The 21,175-nt window shown below is 69.1% G+C and carries 23 protein-coding genes and 1 tRNA gene; 13 read left to right on the forward strand and 11 right to left on the reverse strand.

Annotated features, from left to right (window positions below):
- Window positions 1–35 precede the first annotated feature (35 nt).
- Genes EER30_RS34835 through EER30_RS34850 form a run of 4 tightly spaced genes read left to right on the forward strand, consistent with a single transcriptional unit; the run spans window position 36 to window position 4,879 of the window.
- On the forward strand, window positions 36–1,553 hold the full coding sequence (locus tag EER30_RS34835) for a sugar ABC transporter ATP-binding protein (protein WP_205650554.1): 1,518 nt from the start codon (window positions 36–38) through the stop codon (window positions 1,551–1,553).
- On the forward strand, window positions 1,550–2,566 hold the full coding sequence (locus tag EER30_RS34840) for an ABC transporter permease (RefSeq protein WP_127505018.1): 1,017 nt from the start codon (window positions 1,550–1,552) through the stop codon (window positions 2,564–2,566). Before EER30_RS34835 ends, EER30_RS34840 begins: the two co-directional genes overlap by 4 nt.
- A 51-nt stretch (window positions 2,567–2,617) precedes the next feature.
- A complete protein-coding gene (locus EER30_RS34845) occupies window positions 2,618–3,664 on the forward strand; it encodes a substrate-binding domain-containing protein (protein WP_127505019.1) in 1,047 nt (348 codons plus the stop codon).
- A 12-nt stretch (window positions 3,665–3,676) separates the two neighbouring features.
- Window positions 3,677–4,879, forward strand: coding sequence for a Gfo/Idh/MocA family protein (locus EER30_RS34850; RefSeq protein ID WP_127505021.1), 1,203 nt, complete (start codon window positions 3,677–3,679; stop codon window positions 4,877–4,879).
- Window positions 4,880–5,013: 134 nt separating this feature from the next.
- On the opposite strand, the gene EER30_RS34855 is transcribed toward EER30_RS34850, so the two are convergent.
- The 6 genes from EER30_RS34855 to EER30_RS34880 all read right to left on the reverse strand — a co-directional run bounded on the left by EER30_RS34855 (window position 5,014) and on the right by EER30_RS34880 (window position 7,767).
- Complete coding sequence (locus EER30_RS34855) at window positions 5,014–5,325, reverse strand: hypothetical protein (protein ID WP_127505023.1); 312 nt, start codon at window positions 5,323–5,325, stop codon at window positions 5,014–5,016.
- A gap of 64 nt (window positions 5,326–5,389) precedes the next feature.
- Window positions 5,390–6,082 (reverse strand): WXG100 family type VII secretion target, encoded by a 693-nt coding sequence (locus EER30_RS34860; protein WP_127505024.1) that lies wholly within the window; start codon window positions 6,080–6,082, stop codon window positions 5,390–5,392.
- Complete coding sequence (locus EER30_RS34865) at window positions 6,082–6,393, reverse strand: type VII secretion target (RefSeq protein ID WP_127505026.1); 312 nt, start codon at window positions 6,391–6,393, stop codon at window positions 6,082–6,084. The genes EER30_RS34860 and EER30_RS34865 overlap by 1 nt, the downstream gene beginning before the upstream one ends.
- Window positions 6,390–6,749 carry a YbaB/EbfC family nucleoid-associated protein gene (locus tag EER30_RS34870; protein ID WP_127505028.1) on the reverse strand — a complete coding sequence of 120 codons (360 nt, stop codon included), beginning with the start codon at window positions 6,747–6,749 and terminating at the stop codon, window positions 6,390–6,392. The genes EER30_RS34865 and EER30_RS34870 overlap by 4 nt, the downstream gene beginning before the upstream one ends.
- A gap of 29 nt (window positions 6,750–6,778) precedes the next feature.
- Window positions 6,779–7,150 carry a hypothetical protein gene (locus EER30_RS34875; protein ID WP_240670484.1) on the reverse strand — a complete coding sequence of 124 codons (372 nt, stop codon included), beginning with the start codon at window positions 7,148–7,150 and terminating at the stop codon, window positions 6,779–6,781.
- 5 nt (window positions 7,151–7,155) lie between these two features.
- The gene (locus EER30_RS34880) at window positions 7,156–7,767 is read right to left on the reverse strand and encodes a hypothetical protein (RefSeq protein ID WP_127505030.1); all 612 of its coding nucleotides are present in this window, start codon (window positions 7,765–7,767) and stop codon (window positions 7,156–7,158) included.
- A gap of 243 nt (window positions 7,768–8,010) precedes the next feature.
- Here EER30_RS34880 and EER30_RS34885 point away from each other — a divergent pair, with 243 nt between their 5' ends.
- From EER30_RS34885 to EER30_RS34895, 3 genes are all read left to right on the forward strand, one after another.
- Complete coding sequence (locus EER30_RS34885; RefSeq protein ID WP_127505032.1) at window positions 8,011–8,454, forward strand: iron chaperone; 444 nt, start codon at window positions 8,011–8,013, stop codon at window positions 8,452–8,454.
- Window positions 8,455–8,465: 11 nt separating this feature from the next.
- Window positions 8,466–9,056, forward strand: a complete 591-nt coding sequence (locus EER30_RS34890) for a class I SAM-dependent methyltransferase (RefSeq protein ID WP_127505034.1) — start codon at window positions 8,466–8,468, stop codon at window positions 9,054–9,056.
- 64 nt (window positions 9,057–9,120) lie between these two features.
- A complete protein-coding gene (locus EER30_RS34895) occupies window positions 9,121–10,320 on the forward strand; it encodes a DUF1996 domain-containing protein (protein WP_127505036.1) in 1,200 nt (399 codons plus the stop codon).
- On the opposite strand, the gene EER30_RS34900 is transcribed toward EER30_RS34895, so the two are convergent.
- Entirely contained in the window at window positions 10,313–10,828 is a 516-nt protein-coding gene (locus EER30_RS34900) for a winged helix-turn-helix transcriptional regulator (protein WP_127505038.1), read from the reverse strand. The two genes, EER30_RS34895 and EER30_RS34900, sit on opposite strands and share 8 nt — an antisense overlap.
- A gap of 98 nt (window positions 10,829–10,926) precedes the next feature.
- Here EER30_RS34900 and EER30_RS34905 point away from each other — a divergent pair, with 98 nt between their 5' ends.
- Window positions 10,927–11,523 carry a dihydrofolate reductase family protein gene (locus tag EER30_RS34905; RefSeq protein ID WP_127505040.1) on the forward strand — a complete coding sequence of 199 codons (597 nt, stop codon included), beginning with the start codon at window positions 10,927–10,929 and terminating at the stop codon, window positions 11,521–11,523.
- 73 nt (window positions 11,524–11,596) lie between these two features.
- Here the strand turns inward: EER30_RS34905 and EER30_RS34910 are convergent, their stop codons facing one another.
- The 3 genes from EER30_RS34910 to EER30_RS34920 form a co-directional block, all read right to left on the reverse strand.
- Window positions 11,597–11,788, reverse strand: a complete 192-nt coding sequence (locus tag EER30_RS34910) for a DUF4926 domain-containing protein (RefSeq protein WP_205650547.1) — start codon at window positions 11,786–11,788, stop codon at window positions 11,597–11,599.
- Complete coding sequence (locus EER30_RS47465) at window positions 11,785–12,336, reverse strand: DUF6883 domain-containing protein (RefSeq protein WP_164842583.1); 552 nt, start codon at window positions 12,334–12,336, stop codon at window positions 11,785–11,787. The genes EER30_RS34910 and EER30_RS47465 overlap by 4 nt, the downstream gene beginning before the upstream one ends.
- A 417-nt stretch (window positions 12,337–12,753) precedes the next feature.
- Entirely contained in the window at window positions 12,754–13,695 is a 942-nt protein-coding gene (locus EER30_RS34920; RefSeq protein ID WP_127505042.1) for an Acg family FMN-binding oxidoreductase, read from the reverse strand.
- 647 nt (window positions 13,696–14,342) lie between these two features.
- On the opposite strand from EER30_RS34920, the gene EER30_RS34925 reads away from it, so the two are divergent.
- Entirely contained in the window at window positions 14,343–15,257 is a 915-nt protein-coding gene (locus EER30_RS34925; protein ID WP_127505045.1) for a sugar phosphate isomerase/epimerase family protein, read from the forward strand.
- Between the two features lie 201 nt (window positions 15,258–15,458).
- Window positions 15,459–16,466 carry a sugar phosphate isomerase/epimerase family protein gene (locus EER30_RS34930; RefSeq protein WP_127505047.1) on the forward strand — a complete coding sequence of 336 codons (1,008 nt, stop codon included), beginning with the start codon at window positions 15,459–15,461 and terminating at the stop codon, window positions 16,464–16,466.
- Window positions 16,467–16,542: 76 nt separating this feature from the next.
- Here the strand turns inward: EER30_RS34930 and EER30_RS34935 are convergent, their stop codons facing one another.
- Window positions 16,543–16,845 carry a hypothetical protein gene (locus tag EER30_RS34935; RefSeq protein WP_127505049.1) on the reverse strand — a complete coding sequence of 101 codons (303 nt, stop codon included), beginning with the start codon at window positions 16,843–16,845 and terminating at the stop codon, window positions 16,543–16,545.
- Between the two features lie 190 nt (window positions 16,846–17,035).
- Here EER30_RS34935 and EER30_RS34940 point away from each other — a divergent pair.
- The 3 genes from EER30_RS34940 to EER30_RS34950 all read left to right on the forward strand — a co-directional run bounded on the left by EER30_RS34940 (window position 17,036) and on the right by EER30_RS34950 (window position 21,132).
- Window positions 17,036–17,108: transfer RNA gene (locus tag EER30_RS34940), tRNA-Asn, on the forward strand.
- 532 nt (window positions 17,109–17,640) lie between these two features.
- Window positions 17,641–19,704, forward strand: a complete 2,064-nt coding sequence (locus EER30_RS34945) for an outer membrane protein assembly factor BamB family protein (protein WP_240670491.1) — start codon at window positions 17,641–17,643, stop codon at window positions 19,702–19,704.
- A gap of 165 nt (window positions 19,705–19,869) precedes the next feature.
- Entirely contained in the window at window positions 19,870–21,132 is a 1,263-nt protein-coding gene (locus EER30_RS34950) for an NAD(P)/FAD-dependent oxidoreductase (RefSeq protein ID WP_127505053.1), read from the forward strand.
- Window positions 21,133–21,175 lie beyond the last annotated feature (43 nt).

Raw genomic sequence — 21,175 nt, forward strand, 5'->3', positions numbered from 1 at the left:
CCGACGACAACGGTGGGGGTGACGGGCCCGGCGACGTGGTCCTGCGACTCACCGATGTGGTCAAGACCTTCCCGGGCGTACGCGCCCTCGACGGCGTGCAGCTAGAGGTGCGCGCGGGCGAGGTGCACTGCCTGCTCGGGCAGAACGGCGCCGGCAAGTCCACGCTGATCAAGGTGCTGGCCGGCGTGCACCACGCCGACAGCGGCGAGGTCAACTTCCTGGGCGAGTCGTTCGCGCCGGCCACCCCGCAGGCCGCCATGCGGGCCGGCATCGCCACCATCTATCAGGAGCTCGACCTCGTCGACGATCTCTCGGTCGCCGAGAACGCGTTCCTCGGCCATGAGGACAGCCGCTTCGGCTTCAGCCGCCGGCGTGCCGCGGCCCAGAAGACCCGGGGCATCCTGGCCCGGCTCGGCCACGGCGAGATCCCGCCGCGCACGATGGTGCGCGACCTGCCCGCGGCCGGAAAGCAGATCGTCAGCATGGCCCGTGCCCTCTCGCACGAGGCCCGGCTGATCGTCATGGACGAGCCCAGTGCGGTGCTCGCTCACGACGAGGTGGAGAACCTGTTCCGCATCATCCGGGAGCTGACGGCCCAGGGCATCGCGGTCATCTACATCTCCCACCGCATGGAGGAGATCCGCGAGATCGGCGACCGCGTGACCGTGCTCAAGGACGGCCGCACGACCGCGGCCAACCTGCCCGCGCGCAGCACACCGACCCGCGAGCTGGTCAGCAAGATGACCGGCCGCAGCATCGAGTACGTCTTCCCGCCCCGCCGCCCCCCGCTGCAGCTCGACCCGCTGCTGGTGGTCGACGGGCTGAGCCGTGCCGGCGAGTTCGCCGACGCGAGCCTGACGGTCGCGCCGGGCGAGATCGTCGGCATCGCCGGGCTGGTCGGTTCGGGCCGCTCCGAGCTGCTGGAAACGATCTTCGGCGCCCGCCGGGCCGACGCCGGCACGGTCACGCTCGACGGCCAGCGCATCACCAGCGTCGGCAAGGCCGTGAGCAAGGGCATGGGGATGGCGCCGGAAGAGCGCAAGAGCCAGGCCCTGCTGCTCGACGAGCCGGTCTACAAGAACATGACGCTCGCGTCGTTCTCCGGCTTCGCCAAGGCCGGCTTCACCGACACGGCCGGGGAACGCCGGGCCGCCGAGAAGACGGCCGACGCTCTCGAGCTGCGCCCGCGCGACGTGAACCGGCCGATCCGGACGCTCTCCGGCGGCAACCAGCAAAAGGTCGTGGTCGGCCGCTGGCTGCTCGAGAACACCAAGCTGCTGCTGCTCGACGAGCCCACCCGCGGCGTCGACGTCGGCGCTCGGGCCGAGCTCTACCAGGTCATTCACGATCTGGCCGAGCGCGGCGTGGGGGTGCTGCTGGTCTCCAGCGAGGTGCCCGAGGTGCTCGGTCTGGCCGACCGGGTGCTCGTGATGCGTGAAGGCCGGATCATCCGCGAGGCGCCCGCCTCGGAACTCGACGAGGACACCGTCCTCGACCTCGTGATGGCGGGGTCGCTGACGACTGAGTCCATCCTGGAAGGGGAGCCAGCATGACAACCCAGACTGCGCCCCCGGAGGCGACCACCAAACACGAGCGCCGCAAGATCGACGACGGGGTTCTGCGTAACCTCGGCCTGGTCGGCGTCCTCGTCCTGCTCATCGTGGTCGGCATCATCACGAAGCCCGACCTCTACAGCGACCCGACCTGGGTCAAGAACAACTTCCTGACGATCCTGCAGCAGGCGTCGGCGATCGGCGTGGTCACGGTCGGCATGACCTTCGTGATCATCGGCGGCGGCATCGACCTGTCGGTCGGCGCGATCATCGCCCTGGCCGGGGTCTGGGCGACGACCCTCGCGACCCAGAGCTACGGCGCCGGCGGCATGATCTTCACGGCCCTGATCGTGGGCATCGCGGTCGGCCTCGTGAACGGCGTGCTGATCTCGTACGGGAAGCTTGTGCCCTTCATCGCGACACTGGCGATGCTGGTGGCGGCCCGGGGTCTGGCCGCGCAGATCTCCGGCAAGCAGACCCAGATCTCGGCGAACTCCACGATCAACAGCCTGGCCAGCGAACGGCTGCTCGGCATCCCGCTGCTGGTCTGGATTCTCGCCCTCGTGGTCGCCGCCGGCTGGGTTCTGCTCAACCGCACGACCTTCGGCCGGCGCACGGTGGCCGTGGGTGGTAACCCCGAGGCGGCTCGGCTCGCCGGCATCAACGTCAAGCGGCACCACATGCTGCTCTACGCGCTGTCCGGCCTCTGCTGCGGCATCGCCGCGATCATGCTGACGTCGCAGGCGACCAGTGCTCAGGCCGCCATGGCGAACCTGTACGAACTCGACGCGATCGCTGCGGCGATCATCGGTGGCACGCTGCTCAGCGGCGGCCGCGGCACCATTGTCGGCGCCCTCTTCGGGGTGCTGGTCTTCTCCACCATCACCAACCTGTTTGCGATCAACAACCTCTCCACCGAGGTTCAGAACATGGTCAAGGGCGCGATCATCGTGGCCGCCGTCCTGATCCAGCAGTTCCGTTACCGCTCATTCACACAACTGTTCAAGCGCTGATTTTCTTTTTCGCCCGGTTCCGCTCGACCCGGGTACTCCTTGGGAGGAATCATGTCCGCTTTGTCCCGTAGGCGCATTCTGTTCGGTGGTGCCGCGGTCGGCGCCGGTGCGCTTCTTACCGCCTGCACGAGCAACGAGCCCGAAACCAACGCGCAGGTGAACACCAACACCGGCACGAGCGCCAACCCGAATGCCGCCGCCGGCCAGAAGGTCATCATCGGCTTCTCCGCCCCGGCCGCCGACCACGGCTGGATCGCGGCGATCACCACCAACGCCAAGGCGCAGGCCGCGGTGTACCCCGATGTCGAGTTCCGGGCCGTCGAGTCGGGCACTGACGCGGCCGCCCAGCGTGCCGCGATCGCGACGCTCATCGCGCAGAAGCCCACTGTCATCGTGATGCTCCCGGCCGACGGCAAGGAGCTCGACTCGACCGGCCTCGAGGCGATGAAGGCCGGTATCCCGGTCATCAACCTCGACCGGGCGTTCCCGTCGCGGGCGGCCTACCGGCTGCAGATCAAGGGCGACAACTACGGCATGGGCCTCGCCGCCGGCCACTACATCGGCGAGCAGCTCAAGGCCAAGGGCGTCACCAACCCGATCATCGGCGAGATCCCGGGCATCGACTCGCTCGAGCTGACCCAGGAGCGCACCCAGGGCTTCAACACCGCGCTCGCGGAGTACGGCTTCAAGGTCGCCAACCGGCGTCCGGCGGAGTTCACCGCCGACTCCGGCCAGGCCGCTGCGACCGCCCTGCTGCAGGCGCTGCCCAAGATGGACGCCCTCTGGAACCACGACGACGACCAGGGCATCGGCGTTCTCGCCGCGATCAAGCAGACCAACCGCAGTGAGTTCTTCATGGTCGGCGGCGCGGGCTCGAAGCTGGCCATCGACGCGATCACCAAGGACGACTCGGTGCTCAAGGCGACCGTGACCTACAGCCCGTCGATGGCCTCCTCGGCCATCTCCCTCGCCCGGCTCATCGGCCAGGGCAAGGGCATGAGCGACCTGGTCGAGCTGCAGGTGCCGCAGGAGATCACTCTCGCCTCCGAGACGATCACCAAGGACAACGCGGCGAAGTACGCCAAGCTCGGCTTCTAAGAAGGAGATTCGATGTCGGAGCAGCTGCGGGTCGGCATGGTCGGCTACGCGTTCATGGGGGCGGCGCACTCGCAGGCGTGGCGCACCGTCAACCACGCTTTTGACCTGCCGCTGACGGCACGGATGACGGCGGTGAGCGGTCGCTCCCCGGAAGGGGTGGCGGCCGCCGCTGCGAAGCTCGGCTGGGACGAGCACACCACCGATTGGCGCAGCCTGATCGATCGGGACGACATCGACCTGATCGACATCTGCACCCCGGGCGACACGCACGCCGAGATCGCCCTGGCCGCCCTGGCCGCGGGCAAGCACGTGCTCTGCGAGAAGCCCCTGGCCAACTCGGTGGCCGAGGCGCGAGAGATGGCAGCGGCCGCGACCGCCGCCGCTTCCTCGGGCGTACGGGCCATGTGCGGCTTCAACTACCGCCGGGTGCCCGCCGTGGCCCTCATGCGCAAGCTCGTGCAGGAGGGCCGGATCGGCGAGATCCGGCACGTCCGCGCCAACTACCTGCAGGACTGGATCATCGATCCGGAGTTCCCGCTGGTGTGGCGTCTTCGCAAGGAACTGGCCGGGTCGGGGGCGCTGGGCGACATCGGCGCCCACATCATCGACACGACCCAGTTCGTCACCGGTCAGTCGATCACCTCGGTGTCGGCGCTGACCGAGACGTTCATCAAGCAGCGCCCGCTGCCGTCCGGCTCGGCGGGCCTGTCCGCCGCGGCCTCCTCCGACGGCAGCGGCCTGGGCGACGTGACGGTCGACGACGCGGCCCTGTTCCTGGCCCGCCTCGACGGCGGAGCGATCGGCACCTACGAGGCCACCCGCTTCGCCACCGGCCGTAAGAACGCCCTGCGCATCGAACTCAACGGCTCGAAGGGCTCGCTCGCGTTCGACTTCGAGCGGCAGAACGAGCTCGAGTTCTACGACGCCGAGCGGCCCAGCTCCGAGCAGGGCTTCACCCGCATCCTGGTGACCGAGCCCGACCACCCGTACATGACGGCGTGGTGGCCGCCGGGCCACGGCATCGGCTACGAGCACACCTTCACCCACGAGGTACGCGACCTGATCGAGGCGATCGCCACCGGTCAGCAGCCCACCCCGTCGTTCGACGACGCGCTTCAGGTGCAACTCGTCCTTGACGCGGTGAGCCGCTCGGCCGAGACCGAGCAGTGGGCGTCGGTGGAGGACCCGGCTCTCGAGCCGGCCCTCAAGGGATAAGCGTCCGTCGCGGGCCGGCGAGGGAATGGTGCGGTTGCGCCCCGCGCCGGCCGGCCCGCAACGGGCTTCACCCGTCTTCACGCCTGTCGTACGTCTTCACGCCTGTCGTACGTCTTCACGCCTGTCGTACGTCTTTACGGCCTGTCGTATCCGCAGATCTCGTACAGCCAGTGGTCGTAGTAGCGGCGGACCGCCTCGCGGTCGTCGTGGTCGAGGGCCAGCCAGTCGCGAGCGGCCTCGACGGCCCGCTCGGCCTGCCACTCGCCCTCGCCGAGCACACCCCACACGAGATAGAGGCTGGTCGCGAACTCCTCGGACTCGAGGTGGTCGTGCAGGGCGGCCATGATCGCGGCGGCGGGGATCGAGGGGTCGTCCGCCTTGATCAACACCTGCATCAGCAGGGTGATCTCGTCCAGGTAGGCGGGCGCCGGTCGCTGATCATTCACCACCGAACGATGACACGACTACGTGCCGAAGTGATTACCGGTCTCACACGCCGGTGTGTTGCGTTCACCCCCGCACGAGGCGGGTGAGGTTCGTGAGGCTGGTGATCAGGGCCGTTGTGTAGACCAGGATCCGGCCGGCCCACTTCACCACGGCCGACGCGATCTGGGCGGCCACGATCGGGATCGTCACGATGAGCAACGCCTCGGCGGCCCAGACGATCACCCGCGCCACCAGATCGGCGATCAGATCCCGTACGAGATCTCGCGTGAACGTGACCAGGTTGCCCGCCGCCTGCGTAGCCGAGGACATCGTTGTGGCCAGCGACGACAGCCCGCCCAGAGCGTCGACGTTGTTGGCCATCAGGCTCTGATAGGTCAGCGCGGCCGGGCCCGTCCAGTCGGGCAGGTCGGCGGCGAGGGCACCCCGCAGGTCAGTGGCCATCGCGGACAGCTCGCCGGCCATGTTCTGCCAGGTGGCGGCGTGGGCGGCGACCCGCTCGGGCATACCCGCGAGCTTGTCGAGAACCTCGCGCAGAGGCTCGAAGTACTCCATCGCCCAGCCCAGCCCGTTGGCGAGCAGCGTGCTGAACGGGTCGAGCACCGCCGACGCGGCCTCGAGCGCGAACGCCCCACCGGCGACGGCCTGATCGACCCAGCCCCCGCCGGCGATCGACTGCTGCAAACCTTGGAAGCTGTCGACAAGCGACGCGCCCGACGTGCCCGGCCCGGTCGAGGCGACAGCGACCAGATCGGGCATCAGAGGCCACCGGCCCGGCGCAGGCGCTCGGCGGCCGCGTCGTCGGCGAGCTCGTAGTCCTGCCCCGTACGCACCAGCGCGTCCGACGCGAGGCGAAGATTCTCCTCGACGTACGCGTAAAGCTCGTCCTGCTTCGCGTGCCGGGCCTCGAGAACGCCCGCCATCCAACCGCAGAGCAGCCCGTACGCCGCGTCGTCCTGGACGATCGCCGAACTGGCCGCCCTGACCGCGGCGAAACGCTGCTGAACGCCGTCGACCCGGGTCGCGTGCGCCCGCAGCTGCTGACCGTCGACCGAGAACCCGTCACTCATGCGAGCCGCTCCTCGATCGCGCGGGCCACGGCGGAATCGGCCCCGAGTGTTTCGCTGAGAATGTCGTGCCGGGCCTTGGCTGCCCTATGCCGGGCTGTCCCGTGCGCCTCCATGACCGCCCGCGAAACGGCGTCAGGGGCGACACTGCGAATCCGCTCGGAGAACCGCACCTCGACGAGAACCCCACCGGAGTCGATAACCACCTCGGCCAGGTTGTTGCCGTCGGAGGCGCTGATCCGCAGCCCGTCGAGCCGCTCACTCATCGCCTGGGTGGCGGCCGCGGCCCGGTCGACGCGCCCCTTCCAGTCCCGCAGATACTCCCGCGAACTGTCCGGATCCAACAGCGGCTCGGTCATTCCCTCTTTCTACCGCGCCACGTCAATCATCAATGTCTCTTCTCGTTCTCGGCCTGATCGATTGCGGCACGTACCCACCCGGCGAACTGCCGCAGGAAGACAGCCGCGCCCGCGTCGGTCGGGTCGTCGTCGAGAGGCCAGCTGGCGTCGATCGAGACCATCCGGAAGAGAGTGCCGTTCGGAAGATCCTCGGTCAGAACCGTTTCGAGGGCGGTGAGTTCTTGACGCAGGAAGTAGGTGTTGTAGCGCGCGGTGGTAAGCAGTTCCTCGCGGATCTCGTCGCTTCCGTCGGAGTCGGGGACGTAACCCTGGAGGAGCGAGCGGGCTTTCTCGATCGTCGAGCGCGCTTCACGCTCGGCGATCCGCGCCCGCAGCGGCTCGGGAAGTCCAGAGGTGTCCATGCGCTTCACGGTAGTATCCCCGCAGGGAACGCGGTGACCACGAAGGCTTTCGCCGGGTCCGAATTCGGCACGAGCTCGATCTTGATGCGCACCAGGCTCGTCGCCATATGGTGCGCCTGACGTGGACCGGTTCCGTGCATCCCGCCGTTGAGGAAGCCCTCACCGACACGATGGCCGGAGTCGTACTGGCCTCGGTGCCGACCCTCCATCGCCAGATCACTGCGAATGCCGTCCCAGTTCCGCCGGATGTAGTCGTTGACCTCCTGGGTCATGATCGAGGCGCCGTCCCACTTGAACGACTGGTTCTCGGCCTTGCTCCAGCCCGTGTCCTTGTAGATGCGGCCCTCGATCGTCTGCACGTTCGGATCTCGCCTCAACGGCACGTCGGGTCCGTGACGCTCGATCGTATGAGCGGGATCGTTGTCCCGGTCGTTCCTGGCCAGGTCGATCTTCGGCGGATCGGCGCCGAGCTGATCATAGGTGCGCATCGCCCGGGCGAGCATGGCTTCCCCGTCGGCCGACGGCTGCGGTGATTGCGCGGCGTTGCCTGTGTTCGCGCCCGATCCCGCGCGACCCCGCGGAACGATTCCTTCGACCACCGCCTGCCCCTCGGCCACACTTCGCACCGGGCCATGCGCTCCCGAGGGGCTGCCTCCGCCCCGGTCGGGCGGGTCCGGGGGGTCTCCGTTGCCGTGGCTGCGAGGGCGCGACGTCAAGGATCAATCCGTCCGTCGGTTGCGAAGCTTTCGGCGATTGACCGTCACCTATCGATTGAATCGCAGCGCCGCAACCGCCGTGCCTTCACAACTGGTCAGTTTTCGAGAAGCGGCCGATGACCCGCGGTCCCTAGCATGATGGGCATGACCAGGGCAAACGAAGGACGGGAGACGGTTGTGAGCTTTACCGAGGAAGAGCGGGCGGCGATGAAGGAGCGGTCGAAGGAGGTCAAGGCCGCGCGCCGCGGCAAGGTCAAGGACGAGGAGCCGGCCGTCCTGGAGAAGATCGCGGAGATGACGGGGGAGGACCGGGTGCTGGCCGAGCGGCTGCACGCGCTCGTCAAGGCGAACGCGCCCGAGCTCAAGCCGCGGCTCTGGTACGGCATGCCCGCGTACGGGAAGGACGGTAAGGCGACTGTTTTCTTCCAGCCGGCCGTCAAGTTCAAGGCCCGGTACGCCACGATCGGCTTCAACGAGGAGGCCGAGCTCGACGACGGTGAGATGTGGCCCACCGCGTACGCCCTGATCAGGCTGAACGCCGAGGTCGAGGCGCGGATCACCGAGCTGCTGAAGAGGGTCGCCGGTTAGCATCAGGGGTGATGAGTGATCAGAACGGCTGGCTCAAACTGCTCGCCGAGAACCCGAACCATTCGCAGTGGTATGTCGACCGTTTCCGCACCATGGCCGAGTCCGGCGCCGATCTGGCCGGCGAGGCGCGCTTGATCGACGCCATGCTGCCCCGGCAGGCGCGGGTGCTCGATGCCGGTTGCGGCACGGGGCGGGTCGGTGGCCTGCTAGCAGCGGCGGGGCACGAGGTGGTCGGCGTCGATCTCGACCCGGTTCTGATCGCCGAGGCGAAGTCGCAGCATCCGGGCGCGACGTGGCTGGTCGGTGATCTGAGCGAGCTCGACCTGCCCGAGTCCTTCGACGTCGTGGTCAGCGCCGGCAACGTGATGACCTTCGTGGCGCCCGCCACCCGGGTCGAGATCCTGCGCCGGCTCGGGCGGCACCTGCGCGACGGCGGCCGTGTGGTGATCGGTTTCGGCGCCGGTCGCGGCTACGCCTTCGACGACTTCCTGACCGATGCCGGCGCCGCCGGTCTGACCACTGACCTGCTGCTCGGCACATGGGACCTGCGCCCGTTCACGCCGGAGTCCGACTTCCTGGTCGCCGTTCTGCGTCCGGCGTAGAAGTTTTCGTTATCGCGCGCGTCGCCACGGGTCTCCTTCTCAAGCAACCTGTGAGGAGTGACCCGTGTCGAACAACTCCGACGTGCCGCAGCCTCGCCACCGCCGCCGGCCGCAGCGCGTCTGGGCCGTCGTCGGTGCCGGTGCGGCCGTGGTCGCCGTGGCCGTGACGGCGGGGGCGGTCGCGCTGGCCGCCACGAGCGCCGAGCCCACGCCGTCCGCTGAAGCCGCCGCCGCAGTGCAGTCCGCGTCGAGTGCCGCCGTCGCGTCGTCACCCGCGCGTTCGGCGAGCCCGGCGTCCGCGACCCCGTCGCGACCAGCATCCGCCGCCCCCACGACTGGCGCACCGACGACTGGCGTGCCGGCTCGCGAGGTGCCCAAGGGCGGCTGGATCCCCGTCGACCAGGCGGCGTGGAAGAAGCAGGTCGCTGCCTACAAGAGCCGCAAGCCTGCCGCCGTACCGGCCGGGGTCGGTGATCTTCCGGAGTTTCGCGCGGACTGCAAATACAGCCACCGTCTCGCCGACGACCCGATCGTCCTACCGGGACTGCCCGGCGCCTCGCACATGCATTCGTTCGTCGGCAACAAGGCCCTCGACGCGCACACCACGGCGGCCGACCTGATGAAGTTCACGGCCACCACCTGCAAACCCGTGCAGGACCACTCCGCGTACTGGGTGCCGACGCTCTATGACAACGCCAGCGGCAAGCCGGTCGAGACCACGGGTTTCCGTGTCTACTACCGCTCGCTGCGCGGCGACTCGGACGACGTCATGCCCGCCCCCAACGGCCTGCGCATGGTCGCCGGCGACGCCAAGAAGAAGGTGCCGACCCCGCGCGGCGCACAGGGCCAGTTCTACTGCGCCTTCTACGGCCCCGGCGACCTCGACGGCATCGCCCGCAGCAGCAACGGCAACTGGCCCATCTGCGGCGGCGACGCCACCCTGCACTTCATGCTGCAGTTCCCCGATTGCTGGGACGGCAAGCACCTCGACAGCCCCACCCACAAGGCGCACGTCACCTTCGGCAGCGACCGGGCCTGCCCGTCCAGCCATCCGGTCCGCATCCCGGCCATCACCTTCGACATCCAGTACGGGGTGAAGGGCAGCAAGGCGGGCTATTACCTGTCCTCGGACAAAGATGTGAAGAGCGCGTCCTCGATGCACGGCGACGCCTTCGTCATGTGGGACCCGGACGTGATGAACAGCCGTACGAAGGACTGCATCCGTCAGCGCCGCACGTGCGACAACTACGGCTACCTCAGGTGACCCCGGCCGCCCCGCGGTCAGCCTTCAGTTCGGCGAGATAGGCCTCGGTCAGCCCGTCGAGTACGGACGGCGTGCCCGCCGGGCGCGCGATGCCGAGGTGCAATTCGCGCAGCTCGTCCATGAAGTCGTCCCACAGCGGCTGGCCGCCGCGCTCGAGCAGTTCGGCGCGGATGGCCAGCTCGCGGGTGACCGGCAGGTGGCGGCGGCCCCACGCGCCGAGGTGGGCCAGCACCGGCACGAGCTGGATGGCCGGCTCGGTGAGGCTGAGCAGGATGCGCTGCTTGTGGGACGGGTCGGGCGCCGACGTGATCATGCCGAGGTCGGTGAGACGAGTCAGCCGGTCGGCCAGGATGTTGGAGGCGATGCCCTCCTCCGAGTCGGTCAGCAGGGCCCGGAAGTGCCGCCGGTTGCCGAACATCATGTCCCGGATGATCAGCAGCGACCACTTGTCACCCAGCACCTCCAGCGAGAGGTTGATCGGGCACCCGGAACGGTGGTCGGCGCTCATCTCGGTATTCCTTTCCGTTACTGCTTGCAGTCTACAATCGGTTCCCCTACAGTCCGAACCAGTTGCAGTTCGCAATCGGTTCACCTGGAGGCAACGACATGGCCCGCGTCGTCTGCGACATCTCGATCTCCGCCGACGGGTTCGCCACCGGCGTGCACCAGACGCTGGAGCGGCCGTTCGGCGACGGCCCGGTCGAGCAGCTGCACCGATGGATGTTCGAGACCCCCGACGAGAACGCGGCCGAGCGAGCGGCGATCGTCGCGGCCGACGCGTTCATCATGGGCCGCAACATGTTCGGTCCGGGCCGCGGCGAGTGGGACCTGGAGTGGTCGGGCTGGTGGGGCGAAGACCCGCCGTACCACAAGCCGGTCTACGTCCTGACCCACCACGAACGCGACGACCTGCCGATGCGGGGCGGCACCACGTTCCACTTCATCACCGGCGGCATCGAGGCGGCCCTCACGCGCGCGGTCGAGGCCACCGGCGACGGTACGATCGCGATCGCGGGCGGCGCGACCACGGTCAACCAGTTCCTGGCCGCCGGCCTGATCGACGAGCTTCGGCTGCACATCGCCCCGGTAGTCATCGGGGCCGGCGAGCGCCTCTTCGACGGCGTCCCGCCCCAGGGCCTCGAGCAAATCTCCGCACGCGTATCCACATTGGTCACGCACATCAGCTACAAGATCAACCACTGAGCTCGTACGCGGGATGGCTGCTCTCGTCGCGCGGCGGGCGTTCCGTCCCGCGGATCGGGCCGGGCCCAGCTCGTCAGGGAATCAGTTCGAGTTGGTCTGGTGTCAGAGGCACCTGTGCGACCGTCCGGCCCTCTTCGTCGGTGAACTCCACCTCGTACGCGAGATTCGGCCGCTCGAAGACGTGCACGACGGCGCCCGTCGCACCCGCGGCCAGTCCCTCCGCCGGCAAGTCGATCAGCAGCCGGACCGTGTCGTAGAGCTTCACGATTTTTCCTTCGGGAACGAAATTGTCACCAGCCGTGGAGTGGCTGATCCGGTGTCGACTATCCAGGCCGTGCGCACGATGATGCTGCCTTCGGGCCCTGTGAGTGGCACATCGACAGCCCACCGTTGACCGTACTGGTCTGCCCTGCCCTCGATCGGCGTCCCACTGATCACGCCGTCGCGGATCTGTCGTTCGATCTGCGACGCGTCGCTTGCCTCCAGCCCTGTGACGCTGTTGATCACTCGATATTTGTTGCGGCCTACGGGATGGTCGGGGTTCATCGCATATCCCGTGATCTTGTTTGAATCGATCTCACCGGCGGTGAAGTCAGGGGCGCTTGCCGCAGTGGGGGCACCGTTGCCGGTTGTGCCGCCGCGTCCGCCGTCGGCAGTCGATCGCCCGACGGATGCCTTCTCGGAGAGTCTTTGGTGGCCTTCGGCCACACTTCCCGGCGTGCCGGGTTCAGGCTTCGGGCTGTCGCGCCGGCCGTGAGGGCCTGGTGGTTCGCCGCCGTCACCGCCCTGCGGTGTTCGGGGCCGCCCGGTCACGGTCGTAACCGTCGCTCAGTGTCCCCATTCATGTCCGTCGACATTAGCAAGCGACTTCCATCTATTCCGTAGGCGAAGGACCCGTCGGGGAAGGCCCTCGGCGGTCAGGATGTCGTTGACGTCGCGGCAGGGGTTGCGGGGCCGGGATGGCCGTAGCCGATTCGCATCGGCAGTTGGGGTAGCCTGGCATTCCGTCGACGGCCAGCGCCTGACGGGCGTTGAACACGGCCGCGCCGCAGCCCAGCCGCACGGCCCAGCCGCACCCGTCGGCCGCGGAAAGCGGCCGCGAAGCGTCGGCCAGCACCTCGACCGAGCCGTCGCGTAGTCAGAACCGCCACGGCTGTGTGTTGTGCAGGGACGGCGCGCGGATCCTGGCCGCCGCGGCCCGCAGAAGGTCCTGCCGGCCGTAGGGCGGCATCACAGCCTGACGATCACGTCGGCCGCTGTGCGACGAGGACGCTCCGGCAGGGGTGTCGCCGAGCTCGGGTAGCCGAGCCGCACCGCCACGTAGGGCTCGCCGACCCCGGCCAGCAGCCCTCGCACCAGCACCCGCGGCCACTCCACCTCGATCGCGTCGCTCAGTGGCGCCGTGGCGAGCCCGTCGGCCGTCGCCAGCAACAGCAGGGCCGAAAGCGCCTCCCCGCCCCGCAACAGCGAGCCCAGGTCGTCGCCGAGCCCGAACAGAACCACGTACGCGGCTCCCTCGTCGTGATCGGAGCCGACCGCCAGCCCGGCCTCGCCGTCGGGCGCGAAATCCCGTACTGGAACCCTTCGCAACCCGGGCGAGACCGCTGTGGCCGGGGGAATCCCGGAGGAGGAGGAATCTGAGGTCCACTCCCGCAGCTCCGCCCGGTAGCGCGGATCGGTCAGCTCGGCGTCGCTCGCCAGGGACGCCGCGATGCCCAGCTTCGCGACCTGCTCGGACGTCACGACGTGCAGGTAGGCGCCGCGGGCCTCGACCGCGAGACGAAGCCGGGTCAGCTCGGCGTCCGGCACGGTCCGCGCTCCGAAGGGCCGGCGGTCGGTGCGCCGCCGCGGGATCGCCTCCGCGAGGCGCGCCACCGCCGGGTCGACCGGCACGGGCGAACCGAGCGTGACGCGGGCCAGCACTGACGGGTCGGGCAGGCGCGTGACCTCATAGGACCAGCCCGCGGCGCTCAGCGCGGTCAGCGCGTGGTGCAGCGCCGCCCCGCAGCTCAGCACGAGCATCCGCCCGTCCCGATCGGTGATCTCGAGACGCCGGGACAGGTCGGCGCGCAGTTCGAGGACGTCGCCGTCGATCTGCCAGATCCACGGCTGGGTGTTGAAGACGGACGGGGCGTGCAGCGCGGCCGTGGCGGCCCGTTCGAGCGGTGTCATGAGCCCAGCGTCCCGCCGCCGACACTACCTCGATCAGGGCCGAAGGTCCCGGCTCACGAGGAGATCGGCACACAGCGCCCCACATCAACGGCGACGGGACCAAAGGCCCTTCAGCCGCCCGGTCGTACGGGGTGGGAAGGTCGGATGATCCGAGTCTCGTCGATCCGTGGGCTGATCCTCACGTCGTACGAGGAGCCGTGCTGGCGACCCGGCTGCTCGGCGACCACCCGTGAATTTGTCGTCACGACAAGATCCAGTGCGGGCGCACGGGTGATCGTCTTTTGCATGCCCGAATTCTCATATGGTGCACACGCATAGACCCCCGTGGAACCATTTCGGCAGCACCCTTACCAGTTCTACCGGCAGGTCACCATGTGCATTCTCATCGACCCTTGCCTATTAGCGGGCCCGCCGCCGATCATGTTCTTGCCGGTCATGGCGTCGCACGGCCCGTACGCCGCTGATCCCGTGAACGCATGACTCTCGTATCCGAGGGCAGGTGATCCCACGGTTGGAGGCGCTATGGCAACGCGAGGGCCCGCGGCGCGCGTTTCGGGCGCCGGCGGCCGCATGGTCCATACTGGACCAGTAAGCACGTGCCGATGCACGTGCAGATGCGCCGGTGCCCTTGTCCGGGGAGGACTCTGATGCGGCTGAGACATCCCTCCGGCCGGGTCGTGCATTTGAGCTGTGAGATCGCCCCGATGACGGCGTGCAATCTACCCGCCGTCATCGCCCAGCTCGACACGTACGGAGCGGTCCGCGCCCGGCTCGGCGCCGACGCTCTCGGCGTGAGCCTCTGGCTTCCCCCCTCGCTCGCCGCCGCCCTCGCCGTCGAGAGCCGCGCCCGCACCCGGCTGCGTGCCGAGATCGACGCCCGCAGGCTCGATGTCGTCACGTTGAGTGGCGCGCCCTTCGACGAGGGCGGCGGCGAGACCCCCTCCTGGAGCGAACCCGCCCGCCGGGAGTACACGCTCGACCTCGCCCGCATCCTGCTCGACCTGCTCGACGAGGACGCCGTGCGCGGCACCGTCAGCACCACCGGCATCGGCCCCCGCGAGGGCTGGGCCGAGGCCGACGAGAAGGCGACCGCCGGCATCCTGCGGCGCCTCTCGGCCGGCCTCGCCGACCTCGCCTGGCAGAACGGGCGGGCCGTCCGCGTCGGGTTCCAGCCGGCCGCCGGGCAGGTGCTCGACAGCCCCGCCCAGACCGTGGCCGCGCTCAGCCGCGTCGACAAGGACCGGCTCGGCCTCAGCCTCGACCTCGGCCACGTCGCCCGCCGTTGGCCCGACCCCGCCGCCGGCATCGAGACCGTCACCGACGCGGGGCTCGCGATCGTCGAGGTGCGCCTGACCGCCGTGGCCGGGTCGACGACGGGCGCCTGGCGCGAAGGCCTGCGCCGCCTGTTCGGCCGCCAGGGCCCGCTCACCGAGAACCTGACACTCGTCAGCCGGGCCGCCGAGTCCACCGCCGAACAGATCGCGGGCGACGTTACGTACCTGTTGGCCGAGCTCGACGCCCTCGGCCTCGCACCCGAGAATGAGCCCTGTCCCGCTCGGTGAATCGGGCCCTTGCGTGCCGCGCCGATCCGTCTAGAGTCGGTCATGGCGTCACCATCAGGGGCGGACCGGGTCGTGGGAGGCGCAAACCCCTCCGGTCTGTTCCTCGGTGCTGCCAGGGGCGGCTTTCCCTCGCCGCCCGCCTAATGCTGCTCTTACCGAGTGCTCTTTTCGAGCCGAGTGCTCTAATTCGAGGGAGAAACGATGTCGCGACCCATCACGCTCTTCACCGGCCAGTGGGCCGACCTGCCCTTCGAGGAGGTCTGCCGGCTGACCTCCGAGTGGGGATACGACGGGCTCGAGATCGCCTGCTGGGGTGATCACTTCGAGGTCGACCGGGCGCTGAACGAGCCCGACTACATCGACCGCAAGCGCGAGCAACTCGCCAAGTACAACCTCAAGGTCTACGCGATCAGCAACCACCTCGTCGGCCAGGCCGTCTGCGACCACCCCATCGACGAGCGCCACAAGGACATCCTGCCGGCCGACATCTGGGGCGACGGAGAGGCCGAGGGCGTACGGCAACGGGCCGCCGAACGGATGAAGGACACCGCTCGCGCCGCGGCCAAGCTCGGAGTCGACGTGGTCGTCGGCTTCACCGGCTCGTCGATCTGGCACACCGTCGCCATGTTCCCGCCCGTCCCGCCAGCCATGATCGACCGCGGCTACCAGGACTTCGCCGACCGCTGGAACCCCATCCTCGACGTGTTCGACGAGGTCGGCGTGCGCTTCGCCCACGAGGTCCACCCCAGCGAGATCGCGTACGACTACTGGACCACCCGCCGCACGCTGGAGGCCATCGGCAACCGGCCCGCGTTCGGGCTGAACTGGGACCCGTCCCACTTCGTCTGGCAGGACCTCGACCCGGTCAACTTCATCCTCGAATTCAAAGACCGCATCTACCACGTCGACTGCAAGGACGCCAAGGTCCGCACCGGCGACGGGCGGCGCGGCCGGCTCAGCAGCCACCTGCCCTGGGCCGACCTGCGGCGCGGCTGGGACTTCGTCTCCACCGGCCACGGCGACGTGCCCTGGGAAGACTGCTTCCGCGCCCTGAACGCGATCGGCTACGAAGGCCCGATCTCGATCGAATGGGAAGACGCCGGCATGGACCGCCTCGTCGGCGCGCCCGAAGCCCTGCAGTTCGTGCGCCGCCTGGCGTTCGACGCGCCCACGGCCGCCTTCGACGCCGCGTTCTCGTCGTCGTCCTGACGTTCCGTCAGTGACACAGCTGAGGCCGCCCTCTCCGTTGAGGGCGGCCTCAGAGCTTTGTGCTGTGGTGCTCCGGTCAGATCGTGCTACCGGTGGGCTTGCTGTTCGTCGAAGCCAACGGCTCAGTCGGGCTGCTGCTGGTCCCCTCCGACGTGACGTGCAGCTTCTCGCCCAACTTCGACGACTGAAGCTTGTCCTTGCTCTCGCTGTACAGCTTGTTGGCCTGTGCCTGGGCGACCCCGGCGGCCTCCTGCACCGAGGGGTGCTCCCACACCTTCTTGGCGTTGGCCCGGATCTCCTCGTACTTCTCCCGGCCGGCGCGGCTGCCCAGGACGAAGCCCGCCGCGAGACCGGTGATGAACATCAGCTTTCCGCGCATGATGGCGGCTCCTTCCGTTCGTGACGCGCGAGCGTCGATGTTGCCGTGCATACCCATGCTGCGGCTTTCGTACTCCTACGCGCCGGGTTTCCCCCCGACGCGGCGAGCCGGGATACCCCTTCGCGCCCACACGCCCCCGTCATGTACTCTGTTCTCCGGCACCGAGAAAGACAAGGTGCTGGAGCAGCAGTCCCCTGTAGCTCAATTGGCAGAGCAGCCGGCTGTTAACCGGCAGGTTATTGGTTCGAGTCCAATCGGGGGAGCGAGTCGGAGGCCCCTGTCCGCGAACACCGCGGACGGGGGCCTCGCTCTGTTTCTTACCTGGGGGCCGAGCCCCCAGACCCCCACGATGTCGTGGTTGGGGTGGAAAGTGCCTGGGGGCGCTTTCCTGGGTCGAGGTCATGGGCCTTCCTGCTGGTGTGCTGGGCTAGTGCCTGGGGGCGCTTTCCTGGGTCGAGGTCATGGGCCTTCCTGCTGGTGTGCTGGGTGGCGGCGCGCTCGCCCCGGGGGCGTTGCGATGGGGTGGTTCCGGCGGCGGTGTGGGAATGACATCGTTCGATCAGGTTTGTGTTGCTGGGTGTTCGTTCTGGGTCGCTAGGTTTCATGATCGACATCTGCGTATGGGGGTGTCAGCGACTCAGGTTAGGAACCAGTGTGAGCTCTGATCTCGGCATCAATCGGACCCTCAGCCGGCGCGGTTTGCTCGGTGCGGCGGGGGTCACGCTCGGGGCGCTGGCGCTCGCTGAACCCGCGGAGGCTGCTTCGGCATCGGGCCGGGGCGGGGCGGGCGAGCCGATGACGCTTGCGTTGATCTCTGATACGCACCTCAACCCGGCTGCGCCAGCGCGGACGGAGACGATGCGGGCGGTTTTTCAGGCCATCGCGGCGCGGGAACCGGGGGCGGTGCTGCACTGCGGGGACATCACCGACTCGGGTACGCCGGAACAGATCGCGCTTTACCAGTCGACCGTTCCGGCGGGGCTGGCCGAGCGCATCCGCTACACCCCGGGGAACCACGAAGTGCGCTGGGACGTGGCGGCCAAGGAGAACTATCACCGGGCGTTCGGGGCCAGCCCGCAGTCGTTCGAGGTCGCGGGAGTGCACATCGTCGCGCTCGACCCGACGATCCTGTTGCAGGAGCCGGGGCACTTCGGCACCGAACTGCTCGACTGGCTGGAGCGGGATCTGCGCCGGGTCCGCAGGGGCACGCCGATCGTCGTGTTTCAGCACCACCCGGTCGGCGACACCTGGTTCTACGCCGACGACCAGGACCGGTTCCTCGAGATCGTCGAGCGGCACGACGTACGGGTGATCTTCGCGGGGCACGTGCACGCCGAAGCCGTACGCCCGATGAACGGCCTGGTCGAGGTGACCCTCAAAGCGGTCAAGGACGCGCCGCACTACTACTGGGCCGAGCGGACGTACGACGAGGCCGGGCAGCCGCGGCTCGAGATCACCCGGGTCGACCTGCTGGCCGGCGGCGAGACGCGCACCACGGTGGTCGTCACCGTTGCCCTGGCCGGAGAAGGCCCTGGTGCACCGGTCGAGCCGTCCCAGGTCAAGGTCGACGACGCGGGTACGACGTTCGCGGTCACCGCCGCGTTCGGGCGCACCACGCCGGTGGCCGTACGCGCCCAGGTGCTCCCGGAGACCGGGTACAGCGGGAACATCGTCACCCCGTACACCGAATTGGCCCGGACCGGACACCGCTGGCAGGTCACGCTCGACGCCTCGGCGCTGCCGCCGGGGGAGCACCAGGTACGGCTGCGTGCGGTCGACGCTGACGGGGCCTGGTGGGACACGGTCCGGACGGTACGACGCTCCGGTTCCGGGCCCCGGGTGGCCTGGGAGATCGGACTGGACGGCCCGGTGCAGGGGGCGCTCGGCTCGTCCGGTGACCTGGTCGTGGCCGGTTCGACGGCGGGGGAGGTCACCGCGTTGTCGGTACGGCACGGGCGGGCCAAGCGGCGCTGGACCGTGCGCACGGGCGCGGTCCATCGGGAACCGGTGGTGACGCCGGACGGGTCGACGGTCGTCGTGCCGGGAGCCGACCACAGCGTCACCGCGCTCGACGCGGGTACCGGCCGGTGTCGCTGGCGGGTCCGCACCGACGAGCCGGTCCTCTCGACGCCGCTGCCTACCCGGATCGACGATGCCGACGTTGTGCTTGTCGCCGCCGGCACGACGTTGCTCGCGCTCGAGTCCCGTACGGGCCGGGAGCGCTGGCGCGCGCCGCTCGGTGGCTTCGCGGCCGGACGCCCGGCGTGCGACGGAACCCGCGTCTACGTCGGCACCGGCGACGCGCGGGTCCACGCGTACGACGCCCGGACCGGGATGCCGCTGTGGAGCTTCACCACCCGCGCCACGACCGACCCGAACACTGCGCTCCTCTACGGCGCGTGGGACGACCGTACGGTGGTGGTTCCGGGTGGACCGGTCGTGGTCTCCTCGGTCTCCGCGACCTGGGGTCTCGACCCCGCGACCGGCGCTGCCCGCTGGTCGGTCGCCGGATCATCGATGTACGCCGGTCCCCGGCTGGTGTCGGTCGGCGGCGCCCCCGCCCTGCTGCTGATCCAGGAACGTGGCGCCACCCAGCTCGTCGACGCGTTCACGGGTGCGGCGAAATGGCAGACCCAGCTAGGCTTCCCGGTCTTCAACTCCGGAGCCGTCGTCGACGAGGGCACCGCCTGGGTGCTGGGCGTCAACAGCCAGCTCGGGGCGCTCGACCTGACCACCGGCCGGTTGGACCGCCTGGTCCGGCTCGGCACCGGCTACAGCTTCGCTACTCCGGTGCTCGCCGGCGGCCAGATAGTCACCGCCGACTTGGCGGGACGGGTGCGCGGCGTCGACATCGACTGACGCCGAACCCGGTCGACAGTGAAGGCGGCCCCGGTGCGTGATTGCCGGGGCCGCATTGTTTGCCTCGCACGGTGGCGGGCAACGTTCGTCTTGGCCTTTTTCCTGCCGCCGCCATTCGGCGCCGTTAGGCTGGGGCTGCCTGATTCGTCCCCTTGTGAGGTACCCGTGTCGCAACCCGTAGAGGTGGACGTCGTCATCGTCGGCGGCGGTCTTGCCGGGCTGTCGGCTGCGCGCAGGCTGGACCGGGCGGGCGTCGAGTGGCTGCTCGTGGAGGCGGCTGATCGCGTCGGCGGGCGGGTGGGCACCGATGTTGTCGACGGGTGGCACTTCGACCGCGGGTTCCAGGTGCTGAACACCGCCTATCCGCGGCTGCCCGCGCTGGTTGATGTGGCAGCGCTCGACATGCGGTATTTCACTCCGGGTGTCCTGGTCCGGCGTGGGGGTGAGCTGCATCGGCTCGAGAACCCGCTGCGGGAACCGATGGCCGTGGCGCAGACGCTGACATCCGGCGTGGGGACGCTGAGCGATCGGCTCAAGTTCGCGGCGCTGGCCACCCGGTGCGCGACGCTGCCGGCCTCGAAGCTGCTCGAGGCGCGGGAGACGACGGCGCAGGAGATGCTGCGTAAAGCCGGGCTGTCGCACCGCATGATCGAGGAAGTGCTGCGGCCGTTCCTCTCGGGTGTGTTCGCCGACCGGTCGCTCGAGACATCCAGCCACGTCCTCGCGATGATCCTGCGGTCGTTCGCGCGAGGCAAGATCGGCGTGCCGGCCGCGGGAATGGCGGCCCTGCCCGCGGCGATCGCGGGCCCACTGCCGTACCCGCAGCTCTTGATCGGGGCTCGGACGCTCTCGATCGAGCCGGGCATGGTGGTCACCGAGGCCGGCCAGATCAACTGCCGGGCGGTGATCGTCGCGACGGACCCGTCGTCGGCTTCGGCCCTGCTCCCGCAGCTGCCGAAGCCCGACATGCACGGGCTCACGACGTTCTACTTCGGGGCCGACCACGCGCCGCTGAACGAGCCGACGCTGGTGCTCGACGGCGACCGACGCGAGATCATCGCCAACACAGTCGTGATCAGCAACGCGGCACCGGAGTATGCGCCGAGCGGAAAATCCCTGATCGCGGCGTCCGTGGTGGGGGTGTCGGCGCCCTCGTCCGCGTCCGAGACGGTGATCCGGGTCGAATTGTCCCGGCTGTACGGCACACCCAGCGACGACTGGGAGCTGCTCGAGGTCATCAACATCCCCGAGGCCCTGCCCGCCGCCCGTGTCCCCCAATACAATCTGCGCAAAACGGTCGACCTGGGCGACGGCCTCTTCGTTGCCGGCGACCACCGTGACAGTCCGTCCATCCAGGGAGCGCTGGCCGGTGGATGGCGGACCGCGGGAGCCGTGCTTTCATGGCTGGGAACCCGAGTCGGCGTCTAGCCCCTTCACCGCATCGACCTGCTTCGTTCGCGAAGGAGATCGC

This window comes from Actinoplanes solisilvae (assembly GCF_003999975.1).
GTDB lineage: Bacteria > Actinomycetota > Actinomycetes > Mycobacteriales > Micromonosporaceae > Actinoplanes > Actinoplanes solisilvae.

Bases quoted from the DNA above. Each gene is read 5' to 3' on its own strand.
- EER30_RS34840 (WP_127505018.1), top strand. From the start codon at position 1,550: ATGACAACCCAGACTGCGCCCCCGGAGGCGACCACCAAACACGAGCGC.
- EER30_RS34845 (WP_127505019.1), top strand. From the start codon at position 2,618: ATGTCCGCTTTGTCCCGTAGGCGCATTCTGTTCGGTGGTGCCGCGGTC.
- EER30_RS34850 (WP_127505021.1), top strand. From the start codon at position 3,677: ATGTCGGAGCAGCTGCGGGTCGGCATGGTCGGCTACGCGTTCATGGGG.
- EER30_RS34860 (WP_127505024.1), bottom strand. From the start codon at position 6,082: ATGCCCGATCTGGTCGCTGTCGCCTCGACCGGGCCGGGCACGTCGGGC.
- EER30_RS34865 (WP_127505026.1), bottom strand. From the start codon at position 6,393: ATGAGTGACGGGTTCTCGGTCGACGGTCAGCAGCTGCGGGCGCACGCG.
- EER30_RS34870 (WP_127505028.1), bottom strand. From the start codon at position 6,749: ATGACCGAGCCGCTGTTGGATCCGGACAGTTCGCGGGAGTATCTGCGG.
- EER30_RS34875 (WP_240670484.1), bottom strand. From the start codon at position 7,150: ATGGACACCTCTGGACTTCCCGAGCCGCTGCGGGCGCGGATCGCCGAG.
- EER30_RS34885 (WP_127505032.1), top strand. From the start codon at position 8,011: ATGACCAGGGCAAACGAAGGACGGGAGACGGTTGTGAGCTTTACCGAG.
- EER30_RS34890 (WP_127505034.1), top strand. From the start codon at position 8,466: ATGAGTGATCAGAACGGCTGGCTCAAACTGCTCGCCGAGAACCCGAAC.
- EER30_RS34900 (WP_127505038.1), bottom strand. From the start codon at position 10,828: ATGAGCGCCGACCACCGTTCCGGGTGCCCGATCAACCTCTCGCTGGAG.
- EER30_RS34905 (WP_127505040.1), top strand. From the start codon at position 10,927: ATGGCCCGCGTCGTCTGCGACATCTCGATCTCCGCCGACGGGTTCGCC.
- EER30_RS34920 (WP_127505042.1), bottom strand. From the start codon at position 13,695: ATGACACCGCTCGAACGGGCCGCCACGGCCGCGCTGCACGCCCCGTCC.
- EER30_RS34925 (WP_127505045.1), top strand. From the start codon at position 14,343: ATGCGGCTGAGACATCCCTCCGGCCGGGTCGTGCATTTGAGCTGTGAG.
- EER30_RS34930 (WP_127505047.1), top strand. From the start codon at position 15,459: ATGTCGCGACCCATCACGCTCTTCACCGGCCAGTGGGCCGACCTGCCC.
- EER30_RS34935 (WP_127505049.1), bottom strand. From the start codon at position 16,845: ATGCGCGGAAAGCTGATGTTCATCACCGGTCTCGCGGCGGGCTTCGTC.
- EER30_RS34945 (WP_240670491.1), top strand. From the start codon at position 17,641: ATGACGCTTGCGTTGATCTCTGATACGCACCTCAACCCGGCTGCGCCA.